The sequence below is a fragment of the Thiohalocapsa marina genome (assembly GCF_008632335.1).
Taxonomy (GTDB): domain Bacteria; phylum Pseudomonadota; class Gammaproteobacteria; order Chromatiales; family Chromatiaceae; genus Thiohalocapsa; species Thiohalocapsa marina.
In genome coordinates, this window is the sequence record NZ_VWXX01000024.1 from 39,259 (window position 1) to 55,306 (window position 16,048).

General features: G+C 65.9%; 12 protein-coding genes and 1 tRNA gene. 6 read left to right on the forward strand and 7 right to left on the reverse strand.

Annotation, left to right across the window (positions count from 1 at the left end; all coding sequences use genetic code 11):
- Positions 1 to 2 precede the first annotated feature (2 nt).
- Positions 3 to 794 carry a tyrosine-type recombinase/integrase gene (locus tag F2Q65_RS13625; protein ID WP_150093963.1) on the reverse strand — a complete coding sequence of 264 codons (792 nt, stop codon included), beginning with the start codon at positions 792 to 794 and terminating at the stop codon, positions 3 to 5.
- A 34-nt stretch (positions 795 to 828) separates the two neighbouring features.
- On the opposite strand from F2Q65_RS13625, the gene F2Q65_RS13630 reads away from it, so the two are divergent.
- A tRNA-OTHER gene (locus tag F2Q65_RS13630) sits at positions 829 to 907 on the forward strand.
- Positions 908 to 1,059: 152 nt separating this feature from the next.
- Positions 1,060 to 1,410, forward strand: coding sequence for a carboxymuconolactone decarboxylase family protein (locus tag F2Q65_RS13635; RefSeq protein ID WP_150093964.1), 351 nt, complete (start codon positions 1,060 to 1,062; stop codon positions 1,408 to 1,410).
- A 327-nt stretch (positions 1,411 to 1,737) separates the two neighbouring features.
- On the opposite strand, the gene F2Q65_RS13640 is transcribed toward F2Q65_RS13635, so the two are convergent.
- Both F2Q65_RS13640 and F2Q65_RS13645 read right to left on the reverse strand, forming a co-directional pair.
- Positions 1,738 to 3,150, reverse strand: coding sequence for a ribonucleotide-diphosphate reductase subunit beta (locus F2Q65_RS13640; protein ID WP_211354039.1), 1,413 nt, complete (start codon positions 3,148 to 3,150; stop codon positions 1,738 to 1,740).
- 85 nt (positions 3,151 to 3,235) lie between these two features.
- Positions 3,236 to 6,205, reverse strand: a complete 2,970-nt coding sequence (locus tag F2Q65_RS13645) for a ribonucleoside-diphosphate reductase subunit alpha (protein ID WP_150093965.1) — start codon at positions 6,203 to 6,205, stop codon at positions 3,236 to 3,238.
- A 413-nt stretch (positions 6,206 to 6,618) separates the two neighbouring features.
- Between F2Q65_RS13645 and F2Q65_RS13650 the strand changes: the two genes are divergently transcribed.
- A complete protein-coding gene (locus F2Q65_RS13650; RefSeq protein ID WP_150093966.1) occupies positions 6,619 to 7,413 on the forward strand; it encodes a c-type cytochrome in 795 nt (264 codons plus the stop codon).
- Positions 7,414 to 7,528: 115 nt separating this feature from the next.
- Positions 7,529 to 9,478, forward strand: a complete 1,950-nt coding sequence (locus F2Q65_RS13655; protein WP_246156217.1) for a propionyl-CoA synthetase — start codon at positions 7,529 to 7,531, stop codon at positions 9,476 to 9,478.
- Positions 9,479 to 9,509: 31 nt separating this feature from the next.
- On the opposite strand, the gene F2Q65_RS13660 is transcribed toward F2Q65_RS13655, so the two are convergent.
- The 4 genes from F2Q65_RS13660 to F2Q65_RS13675 form a co-directional block, all read right to left on the reverse strand.
- Complete coding sequence (locus F2Q65_RS13660) at positions 9,510 to 11,015, reverse strand: lipopolysaccharide biosynthesis protein (protein WP_150093967.1); 1,506 nt, start codon at positions 11,013 to 11,015, stop codon at positions 9,510 to 9,512.
- Between the two features lie 92 nt (positions 11,016 to 11,107).
- Positions 11,108 to 12,061: an SPFH domain-containing protein gene (locus F2Q65_RS13665; protein ID WP_150093968.1), complete on the reverse strand. Its 954-nt coding sequence runs from the start codon at positions 12,059 to 12,061 to the stop codon at positions 11,108 to 11,110.
- Between the two features lie 13 nt (positions 12,062 to 12,074).
- Entirely contained in the window at positions 12,075 to 13,085 is a 1,011-nt protein-coding gene (locus tag F2Q65_RS13670) for an SPFH domain-containing protein (protein ID WP_386116186.1), read from the reverse strand.
- 94 nt (positions 13,086 to 13,179) lie between these two features.
- Positions 13,180 to 13,788: a histidine phosphatase family protein gene (locus F2Q65_RS13675; protein WP_150093969.1), complete on the reverse strand. Its 609-nt coding sequence runs from the start codon at positions 13,786 to 13,788 to the stop codon at positions 13,180 to 13,182.
- A 129-nt stretch (positions 13,789 to 13,917) separates the two neighbouring features.
- Here F2Q65_RS13675 and F2Q65_RS13680 point away from each other — a divergent pair, with 129 nt between their 5' ends.
- Complete coding sequence (locus F2Q65_RS13680) at positions 13,918 to 14,616, forward strand: metal-dependent hydrolase (RefSeq protein WP_150093970.1); 699 nt, start codon at positions 13,918 to 13,920, stop codon at positions 14,614 to 14,616.
- A 106-nt stretch (positions 14,617 to 14,722) separates the two neighbouring features.
- Complete coding sequence (locus tag F2Q65_RS13685; protein ID WP_150093971.1) at positions 14,723 to 15,733, forward strand: class 1 fructose-bisphosphatase; 1,011 nt, start codon at positions 14,723 to 14,725, stop codon at positions 15,731 to 15,733.
- Positions 15,734 to 16,048: the final 315 nt, after the last annotated feature.

Sequence of the window (16,048 nt, forward strand, 5' to 3'; positions counted from 1 at the left end):
CCTTACCCTTCGGATCGTGATGGCCTGGGAAGTGTCGAGAGCAAGTCCTCGGTCGTCACCTGGGCGTAGTGCAAGCCGGTCACGTCGCCAGTGGTCTTGTGGTTCAAGGCCGCCTTGATGTTGCGCTCGGTCGGGTGGCGCTGGGCGATCTCCTGCAATGCCTTGCCCGCTTCCCGGCGCAGCTCGAACAGCTCGCGAACGCGCGCGCTGATGGGCAGGGTGTGATCGTCGCCGTTCTTGGTGGCGCGCACGGTGAAGGTGCTGCGCCTCAGATCAACGTCCTCCCAGCGCAAGAAGCCAGCCTCTCGGCGCCGAAGTCCGGTCAGCAGGATTAGCTCCAGGTAGGCCGCTACGCGCTTCCAATCGCCGTCTGAGCGTTTCTGGTGCGAGGGCAGGTTGCGCACAGCGGTAAGCCAGGGTGCCAGCTCATCGACCGCTAGGCGTCCGGTGCGCGGCTTGCTTTGGGACCACTTGCGCTGAATCTTGTTGATCTTGTCCACGGGGCATCTGCCGAACGGCAATTCAGCGTCGTCGGTGCCGTAGAACTCGGTGGCGAAGCGGTGCGTTGCGCGTAGTACCTGCATGGCCCGCATGGCAACGGTCGGTGATGCGCTCTTGCACAGCTCGGCATGACGGGTGACGGCCATGGCGCCGGAGATGTCCTTCAGCGGCTTGTGCTTCCATGCCTCCAGATCGCGGTTGATGGCCCGCTGGTAGCCGTCGAGCGTGGCCGGGCGCAACTTCTTGAGATTGCCTGCAACTGAATGATAGCAGGTAAGAAGCGGGAAATCCAAGCCAGAACAGTCGTTTAGGTGGAAATTGCTAGTCAGATCAGCGACCTGGGCAAACCTCTTTGATCGTTCTCATAATGCCGATGTCGCTAGTTCGAATCTAGCCGTAGCCACCATTCATCAGTCTTCCAAGATCAAAGACGCACAAGCCGCTTTCGAGCGGTTTTTTTGTGCCCGACATGAATTTGGTCTTGATCGTCGAAGGATCGCGGTGCCATCATCAGGAATCAGACTTGCGGTGAAGCCTCCTGCTGAGGTGGAGGATGAAATGACTGATTCGATTCTGAGTTACGAAGAGCGGATGTGGCAGTTGACCGAGGCCACCAAGAAGGCCATGCCTGATCTTGCCGACGCGTACTATGGGTCGGTCAAAGCAGCAGTCTATCGAGATGGTGCGATCGATCTCAAGACCAAACGGCTGATGTCGCTGGCTGTGGCCGTGCAGGCGGGATGCAAGGATTGCATGATCTCCCAAACCGCCAAGGCGCTGGAGCTTGGCGCGTCTGTGGAAGAGATCCTCGAGACCTGCGCCGTCGCCATCAGCATGGGCGGGACGCTTGCCTGGAGCAAGGCGCTCGTGGTTGCAGACTACTTGAAAGCGCAGGACGCACTCGATTGAGGTGCTGCTGCCAGCAATTTCAAATTTGCGGCTTTGCCGCGGATCGATTAACCACAGAGTCGCAGAGAACGCAAAGCGCACGCAGAGAAGCCTTATGAAAACGCTGGTTGGCCTCTGCGTTCTCCGCGCCTCTGCGGTTTGAATTTGGAATTGCTGTGCTGCTGAACGCTCGCACCGGCTTACCGGTTTCGCGGGTTGGGTATCGGCATTCTGGGGTCGCTGTAAACACATCCTTGTGGGCTTCACGATCGCATCCCTGCGATCGAGACCCCAGACTGCCGACAGCCAACCCGCTCAAGCTCGGTTCGACAGCGGCTCGGTCCCGGCTCAGTCCCAGCTCAGGCTGCCGCCGGTCTGATATTCGGTGACGCGGGTCTCGAAGAAGTTCTTTTCCTTCTTGAGATCGAGCACCTCGGACATCCAGGGGAAGGGGTTGGTGGCGCCGGGGTACTGCTCCGGCAGGCCGATCTGGGCGCAGCGGCGGTTGGCGATGAAGCGCAGATAGTCCTCGAACATGGGGGCGTTGAGGCCGAGCACGCCGCGCGGCATGGTGTCGTGGGCGTACTGGGACTCCAGCTCCACGGCATCGCGGATCATCTCGATCAGCTCCTGCTTGAACGCCTCACTCCACAGGTGCGGGTTCTCGATCTTGATCTGGTTGATGACGTCGATGCCGAAGTTCATGTGCATGGACTCATCGCGCAGGATGTACTGGAACTGCTCCGCGGTACCAGTCATCTTGTTGCGCCGGCCCATGCTCAGCACCTGCACGAAGCCGACATAGAAGAAGATGCCCTCGAAGATGACGTAGAAGGCCACCAGCTCGCGCAGCAGCTTGCGGTCGTTCTCGGGTGTGCCGGTGTGGAAGTGCGGATCAGCCAGGTACTGGGTGTAGGGCAGGGCCCATTCCGCCTTGCGCGCCACCGACGGCACCTCGCGGTACATGTTGAAGATCTCGCCCTCATCCAGTCCCAGGCTCTCCACCACGTACTGGTAGGCGTGGGTGTGCAGGGCCTCTTCGAAGGCCTGGCGCAGCAGGTACTGGCGGCATTCCGGATTGGTGATATGGCGGTAGACCGCCAGCACCAGGTTGTTGGCCACCAGCGAGTCGGCGGTGGAGAAGAAGCCCAGGTTGCGCTTGATGATGGTGCGCTCGTCGTCGGTGAGGCCGTTGGGATCCTTCCACAGGGCGATATCCGCGTTCATGTTGATCTCTTGCGGCATCCAGTGGTTGGCGCAGCCGTCGAGATATTTCTGCCAGGCCCATTCGTACTTGAATGGCACCAGCTGGTTCAGGTCGGCATGGCAGTTGATGATCCGCTTGTCATCCACGCGCACGCGCCCGGCACCCACCTCGAGGGATTCCAGCCCGGTGGCACCGCCGGTATGTTGCTCGGTGTGGTTGTGCCCGGATGCGGGGACCGGTGCACCATCGTCGAGCAGGGTCGGCTGCGCCGGCACCGGATTGGGATTGACCACCGGTGCCGCGCCGGCGGTGGACATCAGCGCCGCGTTGCCGACCAGGCCCTGTCCCGGGCGGACGTGGTCGACGGTCTCGTGGGCGCGCAGCCGCAGACCCTGGCTCGGTGCCGGGTCGGCTCGATGGCCTGGAGTCGGGTCAGCGGTGGGGCGCACCTCGGCGTCGTCGCGGTCGCTGTCCGGCGAGGTGGGCGGCAGATGCCGGCTGCCGCTTGCGGTGTGCGGGGTGGCGTTGGCGAGCGGGTCGTCCCAGTTCAGCATGATGCGATCTCTTCTGGTTGTGTTGGCGTATGGGGCGAAGGGGCAGCGGCCGCCGCGCGATGGGGCCTGCGCTGCCCGTGCCGGGTCATTGGCAGCTTTCGCACTCCGGGTCGAGGATGGAGCAGGCCTGCGGCGCCTTGCCGCTGCCGTTGGAGCGGGCCTTGTCCATGCTGAGATAGTTGCCGCCGACGGCGCTGAGCCGGTTGGCCTTGCTGGCGTCGTCCATGGTGGACTTCTCTACATGGGTGGCGCCCATGGAGCGCAGGTAATAGGTGGTCTTCAGGCCGCGCACCCAGGCCAGCTTGTAGAGGTTGTCCAGCTTCTTGCCCGAGGGCTCGCTCATGTACAGGTTCAGGCTTTGGGCCTGGTCCAGCCACTTCTGCCGGCGGCTGCCGGCCTCCACCAGCCAGCGGGGGTCGATCTCGAAGGCGGTGGCGTAGAGCTGCTTCAGGTCGTCCGGCACGCGCTCGATCTGCTGCACGCTGCCGTCGTAGTACTTCAGGTCATTGACCATGACGCTGTCCCACAGCCCCTGGGCCTTGAGGTCTTGCACCAGGTAGGGGTTGACCACGGTGAACTCGCCGGACAGGTTCGACTTGACGAACAGGTTCTGGTACGTGGGCTCGATGGACTGGCTGACCCCGGCGATGTTGCTGATGGTGGCGGTGGGGGCGATGGCCATGCAGTTGGAATTGCGCATGCCGACGCTGGTCACGCGCTTGCGCAGGCGCTCCCAGTCCAGGCTGGTGGCGGTATCCATCTCCAGATAGCCGCCGCGGCCCTCGGCCAGCCGCTGGATGCTGTCGATGGGCAGGATGCCCTGGCTCCACAGGCTGCCGTCGAAGCTCTGGTAGCGGCCGCGCTCCTCCGCCAGGTCGGTGCTGGCGCCGATGGCGTAGTAGCTGAGCAGTTCCATGCTCTGGTCGGCAAACTGCACCGCCTGCGGGCTGGCGTAGGGGATACGCAGCTTGTACAGGGCGTCCTGGAAGCCCATCAGGCCCAGGCCCACCGGGCGATGGCGCAGATTGGACTTGCGCGCCTGGGGCACGTTGTAGAAGTTGTAGTCGATGACGTTGTCGAGCATGCGCATGGCGGTGCCGACGGTGCGCTGCAGCTTGGCGGTGTCCAGCCCCTGTTCGCCCACGTGGTTGGCCAGGTTCACCGAGCCGAGGTTGCACACCGCGATCTCCTGGTCATTGGTGTGCAGGGTGATCTCGGTGCACAGATTGCTGCTGTGCACGGTGCCGACGTGCTGGTTGGTGTAGCGCAGGTTGCAGGGGTCCTTGAAGGCGATCCACGGATGCCCGGTCTCGAACAGCATGGCCAGCATCTTGCGCCACAGGTCCACGGCCTTGAGCCGTTTGCTCACCCGCAGGTCGCCGCGTTCGGCGCGTTCCTCGTAGGCCAGATAGGCCTGCTCGAAGGCGCTGCCGGTCAGGTCGTGCAGGTCCGGCGTCTCGTCCGGCGAGAACAGCGTCCAGTGCTGGTCTTCGGCCACCCGCTTCATGAACAGGTCCGGCACCCAGTTGGCGGTGTTCATGTCGTGGGTGCGACGGCGGTCGTCACCGGTGTTCTTGCGCAGGTCCAGGAACTCCTCGATGTCGATGTGCCAGGTCTCGAGGTAGGCGCAGACAGCCCCCTTTCTTTTCCCGCCCTGATTCACGGCCACGGCGGTGTCGTTGGCCACCTTGAGGAAGGGCACCACGCCCTGGCTCTTGCCGTTGGTGCCCTTGATGTGGGCGCCCATGCCGCGCACGCGGGTCCAGTCGTTGCCCAGGCCGCCGGCAAACTTGCTGAGCAGGGCGTTGTCCTTGATGGCACCGTAGATGCCGTCCAGGTCGTCGGGCACCGTGGTCAGGTAGCAGGAGCTGAGCTGGGGCCGCAGGGTGCCGGAGTTGAACAGCGTCGGCGTGCTGCTCATGAAGTCGAAGCTGGACAGCAGCTCGTAGAACTCGATGGCGCGCTCTTCGCGGTCGATCTCGTTGATCGCCAGGCCCATGGCCACGCGCATGAAGAACGCCTGCGGCAGCTCGAAGCGGATGCCGCCGCTGGTATGCACAAAATAGCGGTCGTACAGGGTCTGCAGGCCCAGGTAGTTGAACTGCAGGTCGCGTTCCGGTCGCAGCGCGGCGCCGAGGCGGTCCAGGTCGAACCGGGCCAGTTGCCGGTCAAGCAGCTCCAGGTCAGCGGCGCGCTGGATGTAGGCGCTGAAGTAGTCGGCGTAGCGCTCGCCCATGTCCACCTGGGTCTCGACGCCGACGGCCATGTCCAGGAAGCCCAGCGCCTCGCGTCGCAGGATGTCCAGCAGCAGTCGGGCGGCGGCGCGGCCGTAGGCGGGCTCGCGCTCGATCATGGCGCGGGCCGACATCACCAGCGCCTGGCTGACGTCGGTCTCCTTCACGCCGTCGAACAGGTTGCGCAGGGTGTCCTTCAGGATGGCCTCGGCATCGACGCCCTCGAGTCCGCGGGCGGCCTCGTCCACCAGCCGGGCCAGGCGCTCGCGGTCCAGCGGCCGGCGACTGCCGTCGGCCAGGGTGACCTGGAGGCCGTGCGATTCGGCCTCGGCGGGGGTGGCGGCCGCGGCCTTCTCGGCGCGCTCTCGGGCACGGGCATCCCGGTAGAGCACATAGTCGCGGGCGACCCGGTGCTCGCCGGCACGCATCAGCACCAGTTCCACCTGATCCTGGATGTCTTCGATGTGTACGGTTCCGCCACCTGGAACCCGCCGCGTCAGCGCCGCAACCACCTGCTCGGTGAGCTGCTCCACGGTGTGGTGCACGCGGCTGGAGGCGGCGGCATTGCCCCCCTCGACGGCGAGGAAGGCCTTGGTCATGGCCACCTTGATCTTGTTGGCGTCGAAGTGGGTGACCTTGCCGTTGCGGCGAATGACCTGGACCGTGCCGGGGGTGTGGGCGTGGATGTCCGCGTCCGGCGCCTCGCGCGGGGCCGCCGGGGGCGTTGTACGCAGGCCCGCGGTGGCCGGTACCTGTTCCCGGAGCTCCGATGCGGTGGTTTCGGGGTCGCGTGCAGAGTCCGGCGATGTGGCGGCGGCCATGAGTCACTCCTCTGGAATTGTCTGGTTGTGCGATACCCGAGGAAGCTGTCCACAAGGCTGCGTGGACATCCGGGTCGACGATTGGGGAGGCTCAATATATACGCTGTGGCGAGGCTGTCAACCACTAGATGTTGTGGTTAAGCCTGTTCGAAGTCGGTGCGAACCCTGTTGATAACTTGTGCATGAAGGGGCCCGGCCCGCGTCCCGCGCGGCCTCGACGGACGCGGACCGATGGCGCCGGCCTGCATCGGGATCGAGCCTCGGCAAGGGGTGGAAGGGCGGTGTCAGGATGGTGTCGGACGTGCGAGACAGGGCGCGATGGGTTTGCGATACTTCGGACCGGTGGCCCGCCACGGTCGGGCGCCTGCAACAACCAGACAACACGCTGAATCGATGGAGGCCGGAGGACGCCCATGAAGACCAAGACCGCTTCCGCGAGCATGCTGCTGGCGCTGGCCGCCGCCGTTGGCGCCTCTGCCGCGCCGGCTGCGACACCGGCTGCGACACCGGCGGAGCAAGCACAGGCGGAGTACGACGAGGTGATGTCCAGGCAGCCAAACCTGGAAAATGGCCGCCGGGCCTATCTTACCTGCGCCGTGTGCCACCTGCCTGAGGGCTGGGGCTCCGTGGACGGCTCCTACCCGCAGATCGCCGGGCAGTTGCGCACGGTCATCATCAAGCAACTGGCGGATTTCCGCGCCGGCAATCGGGCCAATCCGCTGATGTATCCGTTCTCGGTGCCGGGCATCCTCGGCGGCCCGCAGGAGATGGCCGACGTCGCCGCCTATGTGGCGCAGCTGCCCATGACGCCGCACAATGGTATCGGCCCGGGCGCCGACCTGGATCTGGGGCGCCGGCTCTACGAGGAAAACTGCGTCGACTGCCACGGTGCCGCCGGCGAGGGCGATACCGACAAGCACATCCCCGCCATCGCCGGTCAGCACTACGCCTACCTCATGCGCCAGTTCGACGACATCCGCGACGGCCGGCGCAGGAACTCCGATCCGGAGATGGTGGAGCAGATCCAGGGCTTCACGCCCGCACAGCAGTCCGCGGTGCTCGACTACACCGCGCGGCTGCGTCCGCCGGCGGAAAAGCTGGCGGCAGACGGCTGGGTCAACCCGGACTTCCCGCACTATGTGCGTGACGCCATGGGGATCCGCGCGCATCCGCCGGCCCCGCCGCCACCGCCACCAACCCAATGGTGAGCATAGGGGCGGGGCATTTGTCCGTCCGTTGCGGTTGCGCTAACGTTCGGCCGCGAGACAACGACATAAGTCAACGATATCACCGGCGGCGCCTTCCCCGATCGCCGGGCCTACCATGAGCAGAGGCGACAGCATGGGCGAGCAACAGCAAGGCGGCAGCTATCAGGCAATGTACGAGCGTTCGATGCGGGATCCGGACGGTTTCTGGGCCGAGGCCGCCGAGGCCCTGCACTGGGAGCAACGCTGGGAGCGCGTGCTCGGCGAGGCCGAGAGCCGCCACGGCGGCAGCTTCTACCGCTGGTTCGAGGGCGGGCGCATCAACACCTGTTACAACGCCGTCGACCGGCATGTGGAAACCGGCCGGGGCGATCAGCCCGCCATCATCCACGACAGCCCGGTCACAGGCACCAAGACCGTTCTCACCTATGCGGAGCTCAAGCAGCGCGTGGCGCGCTTTGCCGGTGTGTTGCGCGATCTGGGCGTGGCCAGGGGCGACCGCGTCATCGTCTACATGCCCATGGTGCCCGAGGCGGCGATTGCCATGCTGGCCTGTGCGCGCATCGGCGCCGTGCACTCGGTGGTGTTCGGCGGTTTCTCCGCCCATGAGCTGGCCACGCGCATCGACGACGCCAAGCCCAAGGTGATGATCGCCGGCTCCTGCGGCATCGAGCCCAACCGCACCGTGCTGTACAAGCCGCTGCTGGACGCGGCCATCGACAGCGCCGCCCACAAGCCCGAGCGCTGCGTCATCCTGCAGCGCGAGCAGGGCCTGGCAGAACTGATCCCGGGGCGCGACCTGGACTGGGCCCAGGCCGAGGCGGCCGCCACCCCGGCGGACTGCGTGCCGCTGGAGGCCACCGATCCGCTCTACATCCTGTACACCTCCGGCACCACAGGGCAGCCCAAGGGCGTGGTGCGCGACAACGGCGGCCATGCGGTGGCGCTGACCTGGAGCATGAAGCACATCTATGCCATGCGCCCGGGCGAGGTGTTCTGGGCCGCGTCCGACGTGGGCTGGGTGGTGGGGCACTCGTACATCGTCTATGCGCCCCTGCTGTACGGCTGCACCACCATCATCTACGAAGGCAAGCCGGTGGGCACGCCGGACGCCGGTGCCTTCTGGCGGGTCATCCAGGAGCACGGCGTCTCGGTGCTGTTCACGGCGCCGACGGCGTTCCGTGCCATCAAGCGCGACGACCCCAGGGCGGAGCATCTGCAGCACTATGACACCAGTGGCCTGCGGGCGCTGTTCCTGGCCGGTGAGCGCTGCGACCCGGACACCCTGCAATGGGCCGGCGACATCCTTGGTGTGCCCGTGGTGGACCACTGGTGGCAGACCGAGACCGGCTGGGCCATCGCCGCCAACTGCCTCGGCATCGAACAACTGCCCATCAAGGCCGGCTCACCCACCCGAGCGGTGCCTGGGTACGACGTGCAGGTGCTCGACGACGCCGGCGAGCCGGTGGCTGCCGGCGACATCGGCCGCATCATGATCAAGCTGCCGCTGCCGCCGGGGTGCATGACCACCCTGTGGGGCAACGACCAGCGGTTCGTCCAGTCCTACCTGGCCACCCAGCCGGGCTATTACCTGACCGGCGATGCCGGCTACCTGGACGAGGACGGCTACCTGTTCGTCATGAGCCGCATCGACGATATCATCAACGTTGCCGGCCACCGCCTGTCTACCGGCGGCATGGAGGCAGCGCTGGCAGGCCATCCGGACGTGGCCGAGTGCGCCGTCATCGGTGTTGCCGACCAGCTCAAGGGCGAACTGCCGCTGGGGCTGGTGGTGCTGAAGGCCGGCGTGACACGGCCAACGGCGGAGCTGTGCGCTGATCTGGTGCGGCTGGTGCGCGAGGAGATCGGCCCGGTGGCCGCATTCAAGACGGTGCTGGTGGTCGATCGGCTGCCCAAGACCCGGTCCGGCAAGATCCTGCGCGGCACCATGAAGGCCATCGCCGACGGCAAGGAGTACCGGATGCCGGCCACCATCGATGATCCGGCCATCCTGGATGAGATCGGCCAGGCCCTGTCCGCGGCGGGGTATGCCCATAGCGCTGGCTGAGGCTCTGTGACCGATGGGCCAGGTTCGAGCCTCAGGTCTCGAGCCTGGCCCCCGCTGTCTGCCGCATCAGCCGTCGCCCGTCGGTGAGGGCGACCACGGCCAGGTACAGCAGCAGCAACAGGGTGCCGGCGGCCAGTCCGTTCCAGTCGGCGGCATCCGTGAGCCAGCGGCCGGCGGCGTAGAGCCCGAGGCCGAGCAGGATGTAGGCCGCCACCCGCCGCAGATCGTAGGGCACCGGGTAGTAGCGCCGTCCCAGCAGGTAGGACAGCACCACCATCACCGAATAGCAGACCAGGTGCGCCCAGGCCGCACCCTGATAGCCGTAGCGCGGCACCAGCAGCCAGAGCATGGCCACGGTCACCGCGGCGCCGGTCAGCGCCACCCAGGCCCCCATCAATGTGCGGTCCGTGAGCTTGTACCAGACCGACAGGTTCACATAGACCCCCAGCAGCAGATTGGCCAGCAGCAGGATCGGCACCACGCCGAGGCCCTCGCGGTAGGCCGCGCCGACAAAGTACTGGAACAGATCCAGATACAGGGTCACCAGCAGGAAGATGAACACGCAGCAGATCACGAACCAGTTCAGCACCAGGGCATAGATCTGCCGGGCGTCGCGCTCCCGGGCATAGGCAAAGAAGAACGGTTCGCCGGCATAGCGAAAGGCCTGGATGAACAGCATCATCAGGATCGACAGCTTGTAGCTGGCGCTGTAGATGCCCAGCTGGGCCATGTTGGTGGCGTCGTCATGGGGCAGCAGGAACTTCAGCGCGGCGCGATCGAGCATCTCGTTGACGATGCCCGCCAGACCGATCAGCACCATCGGCAGCGAGTAGCGGATCATGCGCCGGAACAGCGCGCCGTCGAACACCGCCCCCAGCCCCGTCAGGCCGTCGCGCAGCAGCGGTGACAGCAGCGCCAGCTTCAGCCCGCTGGCGGCCAGGTTGGCCAGGAACACATAGCCGATGCCGATCGCCGGGTTCCACAGCCGGCCCAGGGCCGAGTCTGGATCCGCCTCCCAGGCCTGGCGGCAGAGCACGATGAAGAACAGATTCAGGCCGATGTTGGCGCCGATCTCGATCAGCTTGATACCGGCGAAATGCAGCGCCCGGTTCTCCGCCCGCAACCGGGCGAAGGCGATGGCGCCCACCGAGTCCATCGCCAGGATGGCCACGGTCCACCAGATGTACTGGGGGTGGTCGCCGTGGCGCAGCAGGTCGGCGATGGGTTGTTGCAGCAGCACCGCTGCCAGCAGCATGCCGCCGTTGATCAGCAGCAGGAAGCGCAGGGCCGTGGCGAAGACCAGGTTGGCCGGTCGGTCGTCGTCGTTGCGGAAGCGGAAGTAGCCGGTCTCCAGGCCGAACACCATCAGCACCGCCAGGAAGCCCATGTAGGCGTAGAACTCCGCCACCACGCCGTAGTCCGCCGGTACGAAGGTATAGGTGTACAGCGGTACGAGCAGATAGTTCAGAAAGCGACCGACGATGCTGCTGACACCGTAGACGGCGGTCTGCGAGGCGAGGCGTCTGAGCGGGTTCAAGGCCTTGGTTCTGAGAATGGCGGAACAGTGGTACGCGATGCGTCGCGCTCCACGCCTGGCGTTTCAGGCGCGGAGCGCAGCGGTGGCGGCCGCTAGGACAGCACGCCAGGGTCGAGCGACAGCCGGCCCGTGTCGGCAGCGCCGCGGCCGCTGGCTGGCGGCTCGGCGCCGCCCAGCGACACCAGCACCTGGGCGTTGCTGGCCAGCACGTCCACCTCGGCCCCGGAGGCGATCAGCTGCTCTGCCTCCATCACCTCCATGACGGCGTTCAGCACCTCCGGGTCCTTGCCGGCGATGGTGTTCAGGGCCTCGCCCACCACCGACGGGCGGGTGGCGGCGGCCTCCGCCATCTGCTGCGATACCTTGTAGGCGGTCTGGCTCTTGATCAGGCCGACGCGGTTCTCGCCGTCCTGCTTCATGGCGCTGGTCACCTGCACCAGCCGCTTCACCACCTTGTCGGTGATGTTGTCCACCATCTGCCGGTCGGTGAAGGAGACCTTGCGGATGTAGACCGAGCCCAGCTGGTAGCCCCACTTTTCCGATTGCGGCGACACCGTGGCACGGACCCGATGGCTGAGCTGGTGGCGGTCTTCCAGCAGCTTGTCCATCTCCAGGTTGCTCAGGGTGGAGATGGTGGCGCTGGCCACGTTGGCCTGCAGCGAGCCCTCCGGATCGGCGTTGTTGAACAGGTAGGCCACCGGGTCGCTGACCTGCATCTCGTACCAGATGCCCACGCCCATGGGCGTGCCCTCCTCGGAATTGACCATCTGGTCGCGCAGATAGCGCTGGCGCAGCATGGTGCTGACCATATGGCGCTTGCCGAAGAACGGCAGCAGCAGCGCCTTCGGGCCGAAATGCAGCAGCGGAAAGCGCAGCCCCGGCTCGTCCAGGGTGCCCACCACCTTGCCGAACAGCGTGAACACCTGGGCCTCGCGTTCGCGCACGACCGCATACAGGCCGAAGGTGCGGGCCAGGTTGAGCAACAGCGGGATGAACAGCAGGCCGAAGACGAAGGCGACGAGGGGTGCGATGGCATCGAATGGCATGGCGTGTCCCTCCTTAATGATCCGCAACGGCGGCCGGGCGAGTGCCGGTGACGGCGCTCTGCACGATGCGCCGGGCGCGCCCCAGCAGCGGAATGCGCATGTTGCGCACATAGGCGGCCAGCGCCTGCGGGCCGCCGCTGGCCTTGATCTCTGCCAGGGTTCCGGCCAGCTCCAGCAGCGGCGCCACCTCCGCCTGGGCGTTGTTGCTGGCGATGTCCACGGCGCGCTTGCTCATGGTGATCTGCTGCTCGGCATCGGCGCGGGCGGTGCTGATGTCTGCCGCCACCTGGTTGCGGGTGCTGTTGATGGCCGACAGCGCCCGGTCCACCGCCGGCGGCGGATCGATCTGGGTGATCAGGGCCGCGTCCAGCTCGATGCCGTAGCGGGCGCCGGTGGAGCGGCATTGCTGCTCCATGTAGTCATTCAGCAGCGGCAGGTTCTTGCGCAGGTCATTGATGGAGACCCCCTCGGAGAGTTCAGCCGCGGCGCTGCCGCCTTGCTCCGCCAGTTCGGTGCCGTCCACCAGGCTCTGGCCCTTGGGGTCGACGAAGTTCGCCACCCGCTCGCGCAGCACCGAGATGAAGTAGCCCATGACGTGCTCCAGCGGGCTGTCGACGCCGAAGCAGTAGGCATACAGGTGACTGGCGGACACCCGGTAGCGGATCTGGCCGTCGACGCCGGTGGTGAGGTTGTCCTTGGTCACCGCCTCGATGGTCTTCTGGTGCTTGGTGGGGTCCCAGGTCAGGTCGATGGACTGGGTGGCGATGTCTACCTTGTGCACCTCTTGCCAGGGCCATTTGAAGTAGGGGCCGCCGGGGCCGATGGTGCGCAGCAGCGGATAGCGGTAGCGCTGCTGTTCGTCCGCGTTGAGGTTGGGGTCCTGTACCGCATCCTCGCTGATGCGCTGGGCGCGGCCGAACGATGTGATCACCGCTCGCTCGTTGGGCTTGACCACGTAGAAGGCGCGAACAAAGACCTTGAAGATCACATACAGCAACAGGCCGATGATGAAGGCAAACATCATGATGAGTCCTCCGGAAGGCGGGTCTGCAGGGGCCGACCGCCCGATGGTACCCCAGTGCGCCGGCACATGCGCACCCTGTCTCGGAACAGTTGTGTCAGTCCGGCGCCGGCAACCGGGGGGCGTTCACGCACTCGATGTTCGGCGTCGGGTAGCCGTGACGGATGCGCGAGATGCCGGCGTAGTCGATGCGAATGCGGTACCAGCGCTTCGGGGGCGCCTGCAGCACATGGCCGATGAGGGCGCGGGACACGCCGGCGTGGCAGACGAATAGCAGATGGCGGCCGGGCCAGAGCGCCGCATGACGCTCATACACCGCCGCCACCCGCGCCTGCAGTGCCAGCAGGCCCTCGCCCCCCGGCGGACGATGCTTCAGCGGGTCGCGCACGAAGGCCTGGTAGCGGGCTGCATCCAGCCGCGCCAGTTCGCTGCGCCGTCGGCCTTCCCAGGCGCCCATGCCGATCTCGCGCAGGGCCGGTTCCACCGCCAGCGGCAGACCATGTCGCTGCGCCAGCGCAAGGGCGAACTCCCGGCACCGGGCCATGGGCGAGGAGACGATCTGGTCCCAGGGGCCGTTGTCGCCAAGGGCCTGGCGCATCTGCGTCCAGCCCAGCGGGCTCAGGGCATGATCGCAGCCGTTGCCGCGAATCATCTGGCCGCCGACCGGCTCGCCATGGCGGATCAGATCGATGAGGGTGGCTTGCATCGGCAAAGCTCTCCGTGTTGGCGGTGATGGCTGTTGACTGGAGACTGTAAGCTGGCGGCTGGCGGCCGCCTGTCACCTCTTTCGGTGTACAATGAACGTCCATTCACCACGGCCCCGCATCGATCCGGCATGGCGAATTTCCAGGCGCACCTCATCGGCGGTGCGATCGCCTCCAGCACCCTGTCCCTGGGCTGCTTCGACCAGGGGCTCACCGACAGTAGCGAGACCCTGGGGCTGTTCGTCCTGGGGGTGGCGAGCAGCCTGTTGCCGGATATCGACGCCGACGACTCGAAGCCGATCCGGGCGGTGTTCGACCTGGGCGGCATCGTGCTGGGCTTCCTGGTCGCCTTTGCCTTTGCCGGCCGACTCAAGGTCATCGACCTGCTGCTGCTCTGGTTCAGTGTCTGGGCGCTGACGCGCTGGCCCCTGCGCCTTGCCTTCGCCCGGCTGACCGTGCACCGGGGCATCTGGCATACGCTGCTGATGGCCCTGGTGCTGGCCCTGCTGGCGGTGGTGCTGGCGGATACGCTGCTGGGCGCCGATGCCCGACTGGCCTGGCTGGCGGGCGGCTTCACGCTGCTGGGCTATGTCACCCATCTGGTGCTCGACGAGGCGGCCAGCGTCGACCTGTTCGGCCGGCGGGTCAAACGCTCCTTCGGCACCGCGCTCAAGCCCTTGAGCCTGCGCGCGTGGCCCGCGTCCCTGAGCCTGATGGCGCTGGTGTACGTGCTCCTGGGCCTGACCCCGGATCCGGGGCCGGTGCTGGCCGTGGCCGGTCACCTGGGTGTCGATGCCCAGCGCCTGGCCGATGTGTGGCCGCGCTGGTAACGCCGAATATGAGTGCACTTTTGGTATCATGGCGTCAGCGCCCTGACCCGCTCGAAACGCTGGTCGGTTCATTGGCGGGAAATAAAAAACTCTAGAGGACACATCTATGGAACACGGTACCACGATCACGCAATTCATCAGCGAGGAGCAGCGTCGGTCTGCGGGCGCCACCGGCGAATTCACCGCCCTGCTCAACGACATCGTCACCGCCTGCAAGATGATCTCCAACCAGGTCAACCATGGCGCCCTGGTCGGCGCCCTGGGCAGCGCCGGCAGCGAGAACGTGCAAGGCGAGACGCAAAAGAAGCTGGATGTGCTGTCGAACGAGATCTTCATCCAGTGCAACGAGTGGGCCGGCCACCTGGCGGCCATGGCCTCGGAAGAGATGGACGACGTGTACCAGATCCCGTCGGAGTATCCCCGGGGCAAATACCTGATCACCTTCGACCCGCTGGACGGCTCGTCCAACATCGACGTGAACGTGTCCGTGGGCACCATCTTCTCCATCCTGCGCTGCCCGGGTGGCGCCGAGCAGCCCGGCGTGCGCGACTTCCTGCAGGCGGGCACACAGCAAGTGGCCGCCGGCTATGCCCTGTACGGCCCGTCCACCATGCTGGTGCTGACCACCGGCAACGGCGTCAACGGCTTCACGCTGGACCAGAACATCGGCGAGTTCATCATCACCCATCCGTCCATGAGCATCCCGGCAGACACCCGGGAGTTCGCCATCAACGCCTCCAACATGCGCTTCTGGGAGTCGCCCGTTAAGCGTTATGTCGACGAGTGCCTGGCCGGCAAGGAAGGCCCGCGCGGCGAGGACTTCAACATGCGCTGGATCGCCTCCATGGTGGCCGAGGTGCATCGCATCCTCACCCGCGGCGGCGTGTTCCTGTACCCGCTGGATTCCAAGATGAAGGACAAGGGGCAGGGCGGCAAGCTGCGCCTGCTGTACGAGGCCAACCCCATGTCCTTCATCGTCGAGCAGGCCGGCGGCGGCTCCATCACCGGCGCGGAACGCATCATGGACCTGCAGCCAGAATCGCTGCACCAGCGCGTCCCCGTCATCCTCGGCTCGCGCAACGAGGTAGAGCGCATCCAGCGCTACCACACGGAGTAGCGGGGCCTCCAGGTCCGGCATGGGCGTGGGCGTGGTGGACGGCGCTTCGCTTGTCCACCCTACCGTTTACATGTCAACGGCATGATGGGGTTCTTGGGTGGCGTGGTGGACGGCGCTGCGCTTGTCCACCCTACCGTTTATAGATCCACGGTTTGATGGGGTTCTTGGGTGGCGTGGTGGACGGCGCTGCGCTTGTCCACCCTACCGTCTATACGTTGACGGTTTGATGGTGTGATGTGGTTCTTGGGTGGCGTGGTGGACGGCGCTGCGCTTGTCCACCCTACCGTCTATACGTCGACGGTGTGATGGGGTTCT